Annotated in this window: 13 protein-coding genes and 1 pseudogene; 6 read left to right on the top strand and 8 right to left on the bottom strand. The window is 49.1% G+C overall.

Features of this window, described 5'->3' with window-relative positions:
* The first annotated feature begins 2 nt into the window (after positions 1-2).
* On the top strand, positions 3-1934 hold the full coding sequence (gene dxs / locus G9409_RS05885) for a 1-deoxy-D-xylulose-5-phosphate synthase (RefSeq protein WP_166807870.1): 1932 nt from the start codon (positions 3-5) through the stop codon (positions 1932-1934).
* Here dxs and G9409_RS05880 read toward each other — a convergent pair.
* The 3 genes from G9409_RS05880 to G9409_RS05870 all read right to left on the bottom strand — a co-directional run bounded on the left by G9409_RS05880 (position 1913) and on the right by G9409_RS05870 (position 5794).
* Positions 1913-2389 carry a phosphatidylglycerophosphatase A family protein gene (locus tag G9409_RS05880; protein ID WP_166807869.1) on the bottom strand — a complete coding sequence of 159 codons (477 nt, stop codon included), beginning with the start codon at positions 2387-2389 and terminating at the stop codon, positions 1913-1915. The two genes, dxs and G9409_RS05880, sit on opposite strands and share 22 nt — an antisense overlap.
* A gap of 4 nt (positions 2390-2393) precedes the next feature.
* On the bottom strand, positions 2394-3017 hold the full coding sequence (gene pgsA, locus G9409_RS05875; RefSeq protein ID WP_407926792.1) for a CDP-diacylglycerol--glycerol-3-phosphate 3-phosphatidyltransferase: 624 nt from the start codon (positions 3015-3017) through the stop codon (positions 2394-2396).
* A gap of 401 nt (positions 3018-3418) precedes the next feature.
* Positions 3419-5794, bottom strand: coding sequence for an endonuclease MutS2 (locus tag G9409_RS05870; protein WP_166807867.1), 2376 nt, complete (start codon positions 5792-5794; stop codon positions 3419-3421).
* Positions 5795-6082: 288 nt separating this feature from the next.
* On the opposite strand from G9409_RS05870, the gene G9409_RS05865 reads away from it, so the two are divergent.
* Positions 6083-6283: a type II toxin-antitoxin system HicB family antitoxin gene (locus G9409_RS05865; RefSeq protein WP_166807866.1), complete on the top strand. Its 201-nt coding sequence runs from the start codon at positions 6083-6085 to the stop codon at positions 6281-6283.
* 32 nt (positions 6284-6315) lie between these two features.
* On the opposite strand, the gene G9409_RS05860 is transcribed toward G9409_RS05865, so the two are convergent.
* The 5 genes and pseudogenes from G9409_RS05860 to G9409_RS05845 all read right to left on the bottom strand — a co-directional run bounded on the left by G9409_RS05860 (position 6316) and on the right by G9409_RS05845 (position 12221).
* The gene (locus tag G9409_RS05860) at positions 6316-6585 is read right to left on the bottom strand and encodes a hypothetical protein (protein ID WP_166807865.1); all 270 of its coding nucleotides are present in this window, start codon (positions 6583-6585) and stop codon (positions 6316-6318) included.
* Between the two features lie 45 nt (positions 6586-6630).
* Positions 6631-10158, bottom strand: a complete 3528-nt coding sequence (locus G9409_RS05855) for an HD domain-containing protein (RefSeq protein WP_166807864.1) — start codon at positions 10156-10158, stop codon at positions 6631-6633.
* A 96-nt stretch (positions 10159-10254) separates the two neighbouring features.
* A pseudogene (locus G9409_RS12190) lies at positions 10255-10476 on the bottom strand (Fic family protein); the annotation flags it as partial.
* 231 nt (positions 10477-10707) lie between these two features.
* Positions 10708-11574 carry a nucleotidyl transferase AbiEii/AbiGii toxin family protein gene (locus G9409_RS05850; RefSeq protein WP_166807863.1) on the bottom strand — a complete coding sequence of 289 codons (867 nt, stop codon included), beginning with the start codon at positions 11572-11574 and terminating at the stop codon, positions 10708-10710.
* Positions 11571-12221 (bottom strand): type IV toxin-antitoxin system AbiEi family antitoxin domain-containing protein, encoded by a 651-nt coding sequence (locus tag G9409_RS05845; RefSeq protein WP_166807862.1) that lies wholly within the window; start codon positions 12219-12221, stop codon positions 11571-11573. The genes G9409_RS05850 and G9409_RS05845 overlap by 4 nt, the downstream gene beginning before the upstream one ends.
* Before the next feature lie 370 nt (positions 12222-12591).
* On the opposite strand from G9409_RS05845, the gene G9409_RS05840 reads away from it, so the two are divergent.
* From G9409_RS05840 to G9409_RS05825, 4 genes are all read left to right on the top strand, one after another.
* Positions 12592-13302: a pyridoxine 5'-phosphate synthase gene (locus tag G9409_RS05840; protein ID WP_166807861.1), complete on the top strand. Its 711-nt coding sequence runs from the start codon at positions 12592-12594 to the stop codon at positions 13300-13302.
* 6 nt (positions 13303-13308) lie between these two features.
* Positions 13309-14016 (top strand): RdgB/HAM1 family non-canonical purine NTP pyrophosphatase, encoded by a 708-nt coding sequence (gene rdgB, locus G9409_RS05835; protein WP_166807860.1) that lies wholly within the window; start codon positions 13309-13311, stop codon positions 14014-14016.
* Positions 14013-14861: an undecaprenyl-diphosphatase UppP gene (gene uppP, locus G9409_RS05830; RefSeq protein ID WP_166807859.1), complete on the top strand. Its 849-nt coding sequence runs from the start codon at positions 14013-14015 to the stop codon at positions 14859-14861. Before rdgB ends, uppP begins: the two co-directional genes overlap by 4 nt.
* Before the next feature lie 269 nt (positions 14862-15130).
* On the top strand, positions 15131-15991 hold the full coding sequence (locus tag G9409_RS05825; protein WP_006365267.1) for a PHP domain-containing protein: 861 nt from the start codon (positions 15131-15133) through the stop codon (positions 15989-15991).
* Positions 15992-16007: the final 16 nt, after the last annotated feature.

Here is a 16007-nt window from a genome sequence, read left to right as displayed (position 1 = left end):
CTATGCCTGAATCAAAGCACATTGCGCCCATACAACCGATGATCCCGCTTTCCGAAATCAATTCTCCGGAAGATCTGAAACACCTCTCTATCACGCAGCTTCAAGGTGTTGCCGATGAGTGCCGAAACGAGGTCATTAAACTCGTCTCGGTCAACGGAGGTCATTTTGCATCAACGCTTGGCGTGGTGGAGCTGACCGTTGCGCTTCATCATGTATACAGCACTCCCCACGACAAAATCATCTGGGATGTCGGCCATCAGGCCTATGTCCATAAAATTCTCACCGGAAGAAAAGAGCGGATGCAGACAAACCGTCAGTACGGCGGTCTTGCCGGATTTCCCAGAATATCGGAAAGTCCGCATGATGCATTCGGTACCGGACACGCCTCGACCTCTATTTCTGCCGCTGCAGGTATCGCCGCAGCAAGAGACCTGGCCGGAGGCACGGAGAAAGTTATCGCCGTTATTGGTGACGGCAGCATGACCGGAGGCATGGCATTTGAAGCCATGAACCACCTCGGAGACCTGAAAAGTGATGTGCTGGTCATCCTGAACGACAACCAGATGGCTATATCTCCAAGTACCGGAGGGCTGAGAACCCATCTCATCAACATCACCCTCAACAAGACCTACAACAAGGCGCGGAAATTCATCTGGAACTCAATCTCCCTGCTCAACAATGAACTGGGCGATGCGGCTAAAACCGCCGTCAGAAAACTGGAGGATGGATTTAAAGCTGCATTCACTCCCGGAGCATTTTTTGAGGCGCTCGGCTTGAGGTATTTCGGCCCGATTGATGGCAATAACATGGAGCAGCTTGTCAAGGCCCTCAAAGAGATGCAGGAACTTCCCCATCCCAAACTGCTGCATATTGTCACGACAAAGGGAAAAGGGTTCATGCCTGCGGAACAGAACCAGAGCAAATGGCATGCTCACAGCGGAGGATTCGATACCACAACCGGTGAAACGCTCAAAAAAGCTGACACATCACTGCCGCCGAAATATCAGGAGGTCTTTGGCGAAGCTCTGGTCGAGCTTGCCCTGAAGGATAACCGGATTACCGCCATAACCGCCGCCATGCCTTCAGGAACTTCACTTGACCTCTTCCAGGACGCACTGCCAAACCGTTTTTATGATGTCGGTATCGCTGAAGGCCATGCCGTAACTTTCGCCGCAGGGCTGGCCACAGAGGGGTTCAAACCGGTTTTTGCGATCTACTCCACCTTTCTTCAGCGCGCCTATGACCAGTTGATCCATGATGTCGCCCAGCAGAATCTGCATGTGGTTTTCGCCATTGACCGAGCCGGACTGGTCGGAGAGGACGGGCCGACCCACCACGGCTCTTTCGATCTCTCCTATCTGCATACCGTACCGGGTCTGGTCATTATGGCTCCGGCAGACGAACAGGAGCTGCGAGATATGCTCTACACTGCCCTCTATGACCTGAAAGGCCCGGTTGCCATCCGTTATCCGAGAGGGAACGGCATCGGAATCCCCTTGCGCAAAAATTTCGAATCCGTTACCATTGGAAAAGGTCAGATTGTGCGCGAAGGCAGCGGTCTCGCGCTGCTCTGTATCGGCAATATGACCTCAAAAGGGATTGACGTTGCCGAAGCACTGCAAAAAGAGGGTATTGATGCCTCAGTCGTCAACATGCGCTTCCTCAAACCACTCGACACCGCTCTCATTGATGAGGTTGTATCCCGATCAACCCATCTGGTTGTAATTGAGGAGAACAGCAGGATCGGCGGACTCGGCAGCGCCGTAATCGACCACCTTAACGAAAAAGGACTCAATAAACCGGTACTGAAAGTTGCGCTTCCTGATGCATTTGTAACCCACGGAAGCATGAAGGAGCTCTACAGGGAGATCGGTTTTGACACACCGACCATGGCAGAGAACATAAAGCGGTTTTACAGGGGTGAGGAGAGGTGAAAAAGCGGGAGCAGCGCAAGCACACCCCGAACTGAAAGATTTGCCAGCAATCCGGCAAGGAGATCATCAGCCATAATACCCCAGCCTCCCGGCATGCGTTGAGCCGAATCGACGGGACCCGGTTTTGCGATATCAAAAAAGCGGAAAAAAGCGAGGGCCAGAAGTGCCGGGAGGATACCTGCGGGCAGTGCGGCAAGGGCAAGCCACTGACCGGAAAGCTCATCAATGGTTACAATTGAGGGGTCACTGCCGTAACGCTCTTCCATCACGTAACCAGACCAGACACCGGCAGCCGCCGTCAGCATAACCATCAGCAGGAGAAGCGGCAGTTCACGCAATCCGGGAATAACAAGGTAGGCAAGCACGGCCGCAATACTGGTAACGGTACCCGGAGCAACCGGAAAATAACCGATGCCGAAGCAGGTGGAGAGCATTCTTGCTGCGAGTTGCTTCATGGCATTACCGGTTCTGAAGCGGATTCTGCAGATAAACCTTCCAGTTGCTGACAAGATAGGAGATGCCGGTATAAACGGTAAAAGCTGTAACGCCGAGCATGATATAGTCGAGATAGTCCGAGAGCAGAAAAGAGTTGATCATGCGGGAGACATCCTTTCCGGAAAAAGCGGGCTCCTTCATCAGCACCAGCAGCATAATCACATAGACAAATACATTCTGCACCAGGGTTTTATATTTAGCCTCCATACTTGTCACCACCGGCCTGTCCTTGATTTCGGCATAAATCCTCAGTCCTGTGATCAGAACGTCCCTGATAATAACAAGAATCGCCATCCAGAGTACCAGATAGCCCATCCAGACATAGAGCAGAAAAGCGGCTGTAATAAGAAATTTATCGGCAAGCGGATCAAGAAAAGCGCCAAGCCGGGTGGTCACGCCATACTTCCTTGCATGATAGCCATCATAGAGATCCGTAAGGGAGGCGAAAATAAAAACAATGACTCCGATCAGCTGGAGCCAGGGGTCCGGCTGCAGGAGGAGGAGAACAAAGACCGGAACGAGCAGAATCCTCAAGACGGTCAGTTGATTGGGTACGGTGAGGAGTTCCTGGTACGTGTCTTTCACAATAATCTCATGGTTAAAAGCCGAAAAAACGGCACATGGCCAACAGGTGGCACTCTTCGGCACAAGATACGGTTTTGAACCCTGATTTTCAATGCATAGAAAAGATACTCGCTAACAGGCCACTCTAAAATCGTAATAAGTCGTGAGCGGTTCGATGTTCAAGCCCCGGAGGGGCGAAATATCGGTAGCGCAATCCCGACGAAGTTGGGGTTGGGAGAGGATTTCGAGCACCGCCCAACGATGCAATCGAATCGCGGAAAGGCTCTGCTATAAATCGTAGTGAGCGGTTCGAGGGCGAGGCGGACGGAGCGCAGAAACCGGAATGTACACGGAAGTACATGAGGATTTCGAGCACCGCCCAACGACGCAATCGAATCGCGGAATAGATTTATAGCAGAGCCTTCTTATTCGAGTTCTACAATAGTGACTCCAGCACCCCCCTCCCCCCACTCTCCGAGACGGAAACTTTTGATATTACGGTGCTTCTGGAGAAACTCCGCGGTTTTCAGGCGCAGGGATCCCGTCCCCTTTCCGTGAACAATGGTAGCGGAGTGGATCCGGTTAAGCCGCATGGCATCAAGAAAGCGGTCGATTTTCATAATGGCCTCATCACCGGTAAGCCCGCGAAGATCAAGGCGGGTAGACTCAATATCCCCGGTTAGTGCCGACCAGGCACCTTTTTTTGCTGCGGCAGCAGGTGTCCGGAGTTGTTTGCGTGACTGGGTTTTCGAGGTTTTCTCCAGGTTTTTCAGCGATGTAGTCAACCTGAAATTTCCGCACTGAACCACCACGCTGCTGCCCTGGACACTCTCAACCTCTCCGGATGTATTGGTATCAAGAATCCTGACCAGATCACCTACCCGAATGGTATAGTCAATCGGAACCTCCGCTTCGGCAAGCAGCGCCGACTCGCTTTTTACTGCCTCAAGCTTTTTCTGCTCCAGTTTTTTTCGCGCCTGCTGAACCGCTTTTTCATCTGCCGGTGCATTTTTCACTTCATGGAGAATCTCGCGAATCTCCTTGCGGGCATGCTCCACCTCTTTCTGCAGCTCCCTTGATGCGCCAAGCTTCAGCTCCCGCCGCTTCTCATCAAGCCCGACTTCAGCTTGCTGCACCGCGAATGCCCGCTCTTCGAGCAGAGCGGTTTCACCCTGAAGATGCAGCTTCAGGAGTCGGTTCTCTTCAAGCACATGGTTCAGGTCATCAAGCAGCCGGTCAAGCCCGATGCGCTCACCCTTCATGAACCCTTCGGCCCTTTCAATCATCGCTCGCGGAAAGGCCATCCGCTGCATCATGGCAAAAGCAAAACTGTTGCCCGGCACCCCCTTGATAAAGCGGAAAGTCGGCACCAGACCCGTAAGGTTGAACTCCATTGCACCGTTGACAACACCTTCCCGTTCATGAGCATAGGCTTTCAGCTCTCCGAGATGGGTGGTAACTATGGTTTTTGCTCCCCGCTCTATCAACTCTTCGATCACAGCCCGGGCGATCGCACCGCCCTCTTCAACATCGGTACCGGCACACAGCTCGTCGATCAGCACCAGGTCACTCTGGCCTGCGGCCTCAATGATAGTAAGGATCGCGCCAAGATGGGAGCTGAAGGTTGAAAGGTCATTCTCGATGGACTGATCGTCACCGATCTCGATAAAAACATCGCTGAAGAGTGGAAAAACCGAGCTCTCGCTGCACGGCAGCAGATAGCCGTGAACCAGCATGCAGCAGAGCAAACCGGCGGTTTTCATCGCCACCGATTTACCGCCTGCATTCGGCCCTGAAATAACAAGAACCCGATCTCCGGCACCCAGATCAAGGTCAAGCGGAAAGACCTCCTTGTGACGGTGCGAAATAAGCAGCCAGGGATGAAACCCCTTGACAATGCGGAGTGCATGGCCCGCTGCAATGCCGGGAAGCAGGGAATCTGTTTCCACGGCAAACCGGGCACGGGCATAGAGCGCATCAAACTCGCTGAGCACCCCTTCATTATGGCGAAGATTTTCAAGCTCAAGACGGATTTCACCCGACAGCTCCTTCAGAATACGCTCAATCTCGCGCCGCTCGCTGATCTCCAGATCCTGTATCCGGTTGCTGATTTCAAGCGTTTCGGCAGGTTCGATAAAGACGGTCTGGCCGGTGCCGGAGTAGTCCTGTATGTAACCGGCAATCTTGTATTTATACTCAACCCGCAACCCGAGCGTCAACCGGCCGTTCTTGATGGCGACCGTATCATCCATCAGCCACCCCTCTGCCTGGCAGCGGCGCAAAAGACGATCCATTTTCCTTCGAAGCAGCTCCCGGTTCTCGCCCAGCTCCCTGCGAATCATCTGAAGCCCCTCACTCGCCGAATCCCTCACCCGGCACTGCTCATCGATAACCCGGCGGATGGCCGTCTGAAGACTCTTTTCAAGCCAGAGCTGAATGGTAAACTCATTCAGCAGAGGATAGACTTCACGGCAGTTGAACATGAATTTGCGCAACTGTACCGAGGAGTAGAGGAGGTGATAGATATCCTGCAGCTCATCCGGCTCAAGAAAGCTCTCAAGCACTTCAAGTTTTTGAAGCAGCGGCCGGGTATCGGGCAGATAAGAAACAGGGAGCGTCTGCTCCTCCTGCAAGAGATTCCTTAACTCAAGCACCCGTTCAAGCTCCCGAAGCAGCACCTCCCGCCGCACCTCCGGCACCCTCGCCATAAGAGCATCACGCCCCATTGCCGAAAGACAAAACTGCGCCGTATAACCGGCAACCCGGTCAAATTCAAGTTTTTTAAGGGTGATTGGGTTCATGGGGAATCTATGGCGTTACTATCGGATGACACGTTGAAAGAGTTCGGGACTGTGCGCATTATAGCAAAATATCACAATCAAAAACAGCTCAGGGTTTTCTTGCAAAGAACTCCGCATCCTCTCAGTAAATGAGCTTTGGCCATAATCTGAACAAGATGGCTGCATAAAAAGCAAAAGAGTGTGTACTGTTTTTTGTTAAATTACGCAAGAAACATGCATCTCCGCATGAGTACATGCTGTAACTCAATTGTGGAGAGCAATAACAGATGAATATGGGGAATCAAGAATATGCTGAAGCAAATCACAGCCATTATTTCGCGTGAAGATGACGGGTATGTCTCCCTTTGCCCGGAACTTGATATTGCCAGTCAGGGAGAGACAATCGAAGATGCCCGAGAGAACCTCCAGGAGGCTCTGGAGTTATTCTTTGAGACCGCATCTTCAGAGGAGATCAAGACACGACTGCACAAGGAGGTAACCGTTGTGTAAACTTCAATTCCGTTCCGGAAAGTAGCATCTTTTTATACCATGGAGCCTACCTTTCCCCCAATCCCCGCTAAATCCCTACCCTTCGGCATCACAAATAAACAGGTGCCGTTACTGCGCTTCTCCCACAACTCCCCCAAAGCCCGTTTCTCCCGCGCATCGTCGTCGCTCCAAGCCCGCTCGGGTTTGTACTCAACAACAAGAAAGCGCCCATTCTTGAGTTTGCAAACAAAGTCGGGGTAGAATCTGTCGGAGGCGGTTTGGGGCCAGAAGGAGTGAAACTCGCGCCGTTTGATGTTGCTCATCGTAGGTGAATTTGTTGTCCACAGTAACATGTGTCCAATACTTGCTCATACCTTCAGCTCCGCTTTATCTCGAAACTCAACGAGAGGGGTGCCATCAAGAAAATGGTATTCCTCGCCTTCAAGCTTATTCCAGATGGCTTCTGGAATAAGTCTGGCCATTACAGATCGTTTAACCATTCCTGGGTGGATGATAGGTTGGTGGTGTTTCTGACCCAAAAACAGTAGACTCCAGCCTTGCCGGACACCCTTGACATAATCTGGAGCAGAAGATTCAAACTCTTTGAGACGAGCATCTTCTTCAGTATTTAGTAATCTCGGCGAAACAAACATGAAAAGAATATTTCGGGTCATTTTCTCATTCATTTTACCAACCTGATTCAGTTCAAACAACCAATGATGGTTAGATGCCTTTGCAAAATTACCAACCTTGCAAACTTCTGAACTCTTTTGATTGAAGTAATTTTTTTCTTCAGTATATAAGCCAAAATCCGGATGGACCATACAGGGATCCTGCTCACCAAGCGAAGTGATCCCATTCCCCATTCTGTGTATTTCGATAGCTCGCTCGCTTTCACCAAGCTTCTCAGCGTGATCACCATTCTTTTTTGAACTTAGGCAGTCGAACAGCCTCTCAGGAATAACCGGCCAAAAGTCGGTTACGAGGTCGTATTCAGAAAAACGTCCCGACCAATCATCGCACTTTAACAAAATATCAGTGAAATGATGCTCATGCCGTTCCACACGTTTTGTTACAATAGGCGACAGACCCGTCCCTTCCACATAAACACCATCATCGAGCAATGTTAATCGAGTGGCATTTCCGCATTTTCCATAGAAAAGCAACTTTGCAATAGCGCTTAAATCAGGGTATGCAATCTGCTGGAAAGTTAGTTTTTCAGCATCAATAAATTCGCGGATAGTTAATTTCTTGTTTTGTACCAATGTTGCTAAATCAGACAACAATACGTTTGTAAAACGTTCATCTGAAGCAAATGTGGTCAAAAAATCGACTTTACATGGAGAAAATCCATTCAGGAGATGATCCCAAATGGCAAGAACGATAGGGTCATCACTCGACATACCCTTTTTCTCGATATGCTCATTTGTGGTTTGTATTGTTTTGACTGCAACATTCCGAATTAGTTGAGATATAATTATGTCAATTGTCTCTGGTAAGGAAGTAATAGACATTCTATCAACCGTAAGAACAGGTCGAATTTCGCCTGTGAAATTTAGATGCCCGGAGTAACATAGCCAATGAAGAAGGTCATTTTGCACAAGCGAATTGTGCTCAATATGCACGCCATCCACCGAGAGACCAAAGACACCAAAACTCGGTATGGTCCCATATCTGCTGATGCTTGAAGCCCCTTCATTTCTCGAGGGCAACTCCAGTAACCATGAAAATTCAACTCCTTCATAATCTGTTTTACAAAAATAGATTTCATTATGAGATTCTGTAATGTCTCCCTTATCGAACTCGCCTATTCCATGACTCCAACCATGGACTTTACAGAATTCATCAAGACGAATAATATCTGACTCATCAATCCCGTGTTCCTTCCATTTAAATGGACAATCCCACCTGATGATTGGTACCCTCGTTGCATCTATAAGCCGAACACAAACATTAACATCCAATAATGGTAATGAAACAAACCTTGTAACAACATGGTGAATATGCCTGTCCCAGCCCTCAAACAGTGGTTTTTCGATGTTTTTGAACATCTGTGCTGTACGATCTGCAAAATAGCGAAACCAAATCTTACCATCATTATAGTCTGTAATCGACTCAGGCTCCGTCAATCGCACCCTCACAATTGTACCATGCTTACCAATCAACTCCATATCCACATCGTCTGGCTGAGCATAGTAAAAATTCTCGTGTACTCCATCCACAACGCATCTGATAGCAGATGTGTCATCGGCAAACTCTTGCATGGGCTTTGTCACTATATCCAAGCTATCACCGAGCATGAAGCATGAAAGAATACCTATGCCAAACTGTGAAGTTGGTGTAAAACTATGTTGGTGAGAATTACGAAGTCTTTCGAAGGAAGATGAGCTGTAGTAAGAATTCCCGATGCGCAGCAGATGATTCACGATGATATCCTTAGTCATACCAACACCGTTATCCATGCAACATAGGTATACAACCTTTCCAGAATCCTTCCGTTCTATCCAGAATTCCACGCGACCTTTTTCTTTGCCATCTGAAAGAGCGATCATGCATTTGCAAGCATCGAGTGAGTTCTGATACAACTCCCTGAGACAAGCGTATTTGTCTTTGTATAACCGGACACCCATTAACAGTTCAAGAATCCTCTTCTGTTCCAAAGTGAAAGATAGACCGCGAACAGGAATGAATTTATCCTTATCAAAACCAACACCCGACCTATCAACCTCATCCGCCAAGGGGATGCTCCAGCGTTCAGACTGAGGCTTGCCAAAAGACAATTCCCACCTTCTTGAAACCCGAGCGTAATTGACTAATTCTTGATCTACCCAATCAAGGTATTTGTGAAGTGCATAGTAGTAGCGAGGTTTCAAACAATATGCTCTAAATCTGACAGTTTTCTTGCCAACTTCACCTGACTCGGAGATATCATAGTTTACCCCTTGCTGTTTAATTGCCCAATGAATGAAACTATCCTCAGAGCGAAACTGTATTTCAGAAGCAAGAACGGATGGTGCTCTATCAAAACTAAAATGAAGTATATCTGCAATGCGCAAAAGTAATGCTACAAATTGTAGGTTTGCAGTCTCTGCGCCAACATACTTGGCATCAGTCTTCATCTTCTCGACGAATGCAATCGGTTCACCATGTGCTTGACAGATAAAGGCAAGGTCGTGCGCAATAGCTGTACCCCATGGTTGCATGATTTCTTCTGGAATATGACGACCTAACCCTTTAACGTATGAATAAGACCGAGAGTGATGTGAATGACGAATAAAATCAATCCTCAAAGCCTTTACCTCATTGGACAACTCACTGCCAACAAGAGACTTTAACTTACTGCTAAAACCACTTCTGAAATCCTGATATTGTACAACTGTATTAGCCAGATGTTCTATCAGGCGGTCTTCCGAGTCGGGGGCAAAAAACCACTTACTGACAGATTCAAAGTTTCGATAGATTTCACTCGAGTGCTTTTTGATAAGTTGTCGTGCAGTCGATATTGCAAATGCGCCCTGACCATTAGTTCTAAATTCGATTTTCCATGAAACATCGTCCTTATTATTCTCTGTTTCGACAGCTTCGATTACGTTGAGTTCCCAGTCAGGCAATGCCATCCCAACGTCATGGAGATAACTGGCAGCATAAAGAAAAAAAAGCTCGTAACTCGATAGTTTTGAAAGAGTAAGCTGACCAACTATCTGTTCAATATTTGTAAGAACAGCAGATTGATGAACGTCATCATGCAGATCAAACTCGGGAAGCTGACTAAGGATTCTTTTTGCATGGTCTTTGGCGTTACTTGTAATTAGCTCTGCAAAGTGATTTAGGCTTTTAGCTGCTTGATGACTCATAGAATCACCATCTTCCCGTTTTTTAAGCTCCTCAATCAACACATCACACCTCTTTGATCGTATATTATTAACAAAATGTAGAAAGTTCAAGTGACGGCAATTATATCAGTTCCATAGGGTTTTGTAGTAAAATTCTGCTTAAGATCTCTTGCAAATATCGGCCAGCAATTGCCTGCCTTTTTCGGTCAGGCAGTACTGCTGCCGGGAACTGGTTGGTTTATGGGGAATTGTCATTGACAGAATATTTTCCTCCAAAAGTGGCGTGACATATTTTTCCCTGAACTTGCTCCGGTGTTTCCACCCCATAGCTATCATTAACTCCTGAATCATCACCGGTTTTTCACAAGCAATCAGCATTAGTCTGACTTGATCCCAACTTGGTGCCGACTTGGTGCCATTGCATTAAAATCAATGGGAAATAGCTATAAGCCGGAAAATATCTTTTGTAATCTATACAGCAAAAGCTTGCATTTCAAGCGTAATCTTCAACCGACAGTTCGGCAATCAAGAGAGGGGACTGCTGCTTGTCTACCGAGATTCCGTCCCGACGGGACTTTAAGGAAAAGCATGCTACCCTCTTCAGCATAGTGATCACAGATTCACACCTTCAATCGCCTGCACCAGCTTGCTAATTTTATCGGCAAAGAATCTTTCACTCCAGAGGGAAAGGCTTGCCTGCTCGACGGCAGAGAGAAATGGTGCAACATCCTGAGCAGCTTGCGACCAGTCGATACGCTTTATTTTTTCAGTCAAGGCATTCGCCAGCCATGAGGCATCAAGCGCAAGGCTCTCTCCTGCCCACGGCCCGAACTGTTGCAGGGCACTCGCAAGGTGCGGCAGATTTGGTGCGGTCTTTTGCTTGCAGTACCAGGTAAAATCAAACCAGTCGCGCCCTTTCAGATAGGGTCTGCAAAGCAGTGCATGAATTTTAAGCGCATAATTGCTGGGCAAATCCTGTGCACAGATTTCAAAGTCGAGGGGAAAATCAAGGTAGTGCCAGCTCGTACCCGTCCCTGCAGGCGGGCAGGTATCAATTTCAAGTTTGACCCTGAGTTTGCTCTGCTTGTCGGAATCAAAAAAGGACAAATCGAGTTGCCGACCGATGGAATCGTCCTTGATCATGGCCTGACGGACAACCCTGTTCATGTTGCTGCGGTCGCTCAATTCACAATGCACGCCAAACTCTTCCATTGTCCGGGTGAGCGAATCGAAATAGTACGACCACTGAAATGCAGGATCGGGGGCTAAAAGAATAAAATCAAGATCTTCTGAAAAACGCGGCAAACCATGCAGAATACGAAGACTGGTACCACCCTGAAAAGCCGCTTTTTCGAAGAAACCTGCACGCCAAAGCGCATAGAGTGCCACTTCCTGCAAAATCTCCTTGATCGCCTGTTCTTCCTGAACGGCATTGGTAATCGAATACTGTTGCAGACGCCTGCGAAGCAGTTCAATCATCTGACCACCTCCTGCTTTAGCGCTTGAATACACGCTCTCATGCGTTTGTGGAGATAAACCTTTTGCATAAGCTCCCAGAGAGCCGGGTCAACAGACGCTAACAACTCTTCATCAATACGCATGGATGCTACAAGCGTTTTCATATCAGCCACTTCACGTTTTCGCAAACAGACAATATCGAAAAGCGCTCGTAGTGGTTGTGCGACCAATGCCGTTTGACCGGAAAAACTTTGACGATCAACCGCCTGCAAAAACCGCCCCTGCTGAAGCGCCAGAGGATAAAAGCGATAAAACCCCAAAAGAGGATGATCCACCATAAACTGACGACGCCCCGGCAATACCGAAAGAGTCGTTGGCACTGATTCAGGAATCCATCCATGAAAGCTCAGAGCCGTTTCCATTGAAATATAGGAGCCTGGTTGCAAGGCTTGGGCCAGCACAAACGGATGGGGTAAACTTTTTTGCGGGTTTGAAGCAAGCAGGTAAAGACCGCGCCGCAGTTGAAGCAGCTCACCATGCTGCATGGCCCGATTGACGAGGTTGTAGCGGCGCTGGGGGGTGCCGTCCACCAGACGTCCCAACTGAGCCTGCGATACCACCCGGTTCGCCAGACCGGATTGCATTAATTTTTCTGTGATGGTCTGCATTAATGTATGATACTTTCATTTTCTGAAAGGTACAAACATTTTTTATGCGCAAACGAGATACTGGAAGTCACTTACGGGCACCTCTATTAATTGTCGTGAGCGGTTTGAGTGCGAGGCTGACGGAGCGCAGAAACCGGAATGTACACGGAGTACTTGAGGATTTCGAGCACCGCCCAACGAAGCAATCGAATCGCGGAATAAATTAATAGCGGTGCCCTTACAGTAACGCAAGCATTCCATTGCTCGCACTACACGTCATTACTGTAAAAATTGTCCATTGTATCATTTTTCATTACCTTCGCTTAGACTTGAAAAGCAGGAAAACCTGCACAGGATATTTCTGACTGTTGACCCTTGACCTCTTGATATCATGAGATTAGCTGTAAATATTGATCACATTGCCACATTGCGCAATGCCCGCAATGAATATGAGCCCGACCCGGTTGAAGCTGCCCTGCTCGCTGAAAAATGCGGTGCTGCCGGTATTGTCTGCCATCTGCGTGAAGACCGCCGCCACATCAGAGATCTTGACCTTCAGCGGCTCCGCGAAGCGGTGACCACCAAGCTCGATCTTGAAATGGCCATGACACCCGAGATGCAGCAGATCGCGCTGAAAACCCGGCCTGAGCTGATCACCCTCGTGCCTGAAAAACGCGAAGAGCTGACCACTGAAGGGGGTTTTGATATTACCCGCCATTTCGACACACTGGTTGAGTTCCTCAAACCGATAAGAGATGCGGGTATAGAGAGCAGCATCTTCATAGAGCCCTCACAGAGCGCCATCACCCTTGCAGCACAGGCCGGAGCGGAGCTTGTGGAACTTCATACCGGCACCTACGCGCTGAAAACCGATGAAGATGAAAGAGAGACGGAGATGCAAAGAATCCGTGAAGCCGCAAGCTTTGCCAAAAGCCTTGGCCTGAAAGTGGTTGCCGGTCACGGACTCAACTACCTGAACATAGCTCCGTTTAAAACCATCCCGGAGATCGAGGAGGTCAGTATAGGTCATGCCATTATTGCCCGCGCCGTGTTATCAGGTCTTGACGCTGCTGTAAGAGAGATGATCCGCATCATTGAGTAACATACCATGAGTCTGACTTCCGACACCCCCATTACCATTATCCTTGCAACCGGCAATCGCGACAAGGTCAAAGAGCTTCGCCCGCTGCTTGAAGATATCTCCCCCCTCATCAGGGTTACGACACTCAGCGAGCTTGATGCTGAGGTCGAGATTGAGGAGACCGAGGAGACCCTTGAAGGAAACGCGCTTTTGAAAGCAAGGGGTATCTTTGAACTGCTTTCGGAGCGATTTCCCTCCATGATTGCCCTGGCAGACGACACCGGCCTTGAAGTCGAAGCCCTTGACGGAGCTCCGGGAGTCTACTCTGCCCGGTTCGCGCCCATGCCGGAGGGGAAGTCACCCTCATATCAGGATAACGTCCGTCATCTGCTTGCAAACATGGCGGGCTGCTCGAACCGGAATGCTCAATTCCGAACCGTCATTGCGCTCAAAGGAAGAATCCCGTCTCAAAACGGTGAACAGTTTCTCTTTGAACATCTTGCCGAAGGCGAGGTTTCCGGCACTATTACTCTTGAAGAGAGAGGCTCTGAAGGATTCGGCTACGATCCGGTATTCATGCTGGATTCAACCGCGAGAACCTACGCCGAGATGGGTATTGCAGAAAAAAACCGGCTCAGTCACCGCTCCCTCGCTGTTCAGAAAGCTGTTGTCGACGTCAGGGAGACTTTTTATCAGCAAAACATTCCGATAACTCATTCCAGTGCGAAACAATGACCCTCATTGAAGCAATTACCCTCGGCATTGTGCAGGGTCTGACGGAGTTTCTGCCGATCAGCAGTTCAGCTCACCTGAGAATTGTACCCGCTCTCGCAGGATGGAGTGACCCCGGCGCAGCGTTCAGCGCTATCGTTCAAATCGGAACACTTGTGGCGGTCCTGATCTATTTCCGCAGGGACATCTTCTCGATTGCCGGTGCCGTGATCAAAGGCATACTCCGGGGCAAACCGCTGGAGAGCCGTGAAGCAAAAATGGGGTGGATGATTGCCGCCGGAACCATCCCGATCGTCGTACTCGGCCTGCTCTTTAAAACCGAGATTGAAACAAGCCTCCGCTCCCTCTACTGGATCAGCGGCGCACTTATCGGCCTTGCCCTTGTGCTCTCCCTTGCCGAGGCAAAAATCAGGAAGCGGCTCGAAAGCGATCTGCCGCTGAAATCAATGGACCGGATCGGCTGGAAAGAGGCCCTGCTGATCGGTCTTGCACAAAGTATTGCGCTTATTCCCGGCTCCTCACGCTCCGGAGTAACCATTACCGGCGGACTGCTCCTGAATCTCGACCGTGCCACCGCCGCCCGTTTTTCCTTTCTGCTCTCGCTCCCTTCGGTCTTTGCCGCAGGAGTCTACCAGCTCTACAAGACTTGCGACATCATCACCGCCTCGCCTGAAAACCTGAGCAACATCCTGATTGCAACCGTTGTTGCCGGTTTGGTTGGCTATGCCTCCATCGCCTTCCTGCTCAACTACCTCAAAAATCACACGACAACCATCTTTATCCTCTACAGGCTTGCTGCAGGAATCGGCGTACTTATGCTTGTTGCTTCAGGTCAACTGCTGCCTTAGAGTCCCAGGTTCAGACAGATTTCTCCGCCGACAGGTCGGCGTCGAAATGACACGAGCCGTTTGAAAACATTTTTTGGTCATCCCGAACGCCAGTGAGGGATCTTATTACCGGCGGCAAAAGGGTTCCGATCTCCGGAGATAACGCTCTCGCGTAGCGTTGCCTGAAGCAACTTTTAAACCTTAAAAATAATTCTCTTTTCTGTGATGAGAAGGGCGGGGAATTTTTCTTATATATAAGTATATCAAATTAACCATGTAATAATCCAGCCATGCCATACAGCTTAACAGGCGTAGGGCATAATGGCTTTGAAAAAGCAGACTTACATATACACACAAAATGTTCGGACGGGCTCTATACACCGGAAGAAATTGTTGAAAAAGCTGCTGCTGCCGGGTTGAAGGCGATCAGTATTACTGATCATGATTCCGTTTCAGGTATTGACAAAGCAAAGCCATTAGCCTTAGCGAAAGGTATTGAGCTTGTTCCCGGTGTGGAAATGAGCTCAACCTACAAGGGCTATGATATTCATGTCCTTGGTTATTTTTTTGATTATCAGCAATCCGAGCTGAAAGAGTATCTCGACCACTGTCGACACCTGCGCACCGAAAGGGCTGAGCGTATGGTGAGCAAACTCGCCAAAATGGGCGTAAAAATCGGCATTGAGCAGATTATCGTCAAAGCTCAGAACGGAAGTGTGGGCAGGCCTCACATTGCTGCGGTGCTGCAGGACGGCGGCTATGTCAAGAGCTTCAGCGAAGCATTCAGCAAATATCTCGGTTCACACAGCCCTGCCTATGTGAAAAGCATCGAAACGCATCCGGCGGATGTGATACGGCTCATCAATGAGGCATCGGGTCTCTCTTTTCTTGCTCATCCGGCCCAGAACGTGCCCGATGAGACTCTGAAGCAGTTAATCACCTTCGGGCTCGATGGCATTGAAATTGTCCATCCGTCGCACGACACCTACAAGCAGAACTACTACAGGGAAATTGCCAACGAGTATTTTATGCTCTTTTCGGGCGGTTCGGACTATCACGGCCTTAAAGAACGCGATGAAGACCTCTTCGGCAAGGTTACCATCCCCTGCCAGTGGGTGGAGAAAATGAAAAGCAGGCTTGTAAAATCATGAGGAATCGATGATTGGG

Origin of the sequence: Candidatus Chlorobium masyuteum, assembly GCF_011601315.1 — a bacterium.
Classification (GTDB): Bacteria; Bacteroidota; Chlorobiia; order Chlorobiales; family Chlorobiaceae; genus Chlorobium; species Chlorobium masyuteum.
This window is presented reverse-complemented; position numbering and strand designations above follow the sequence as displayed.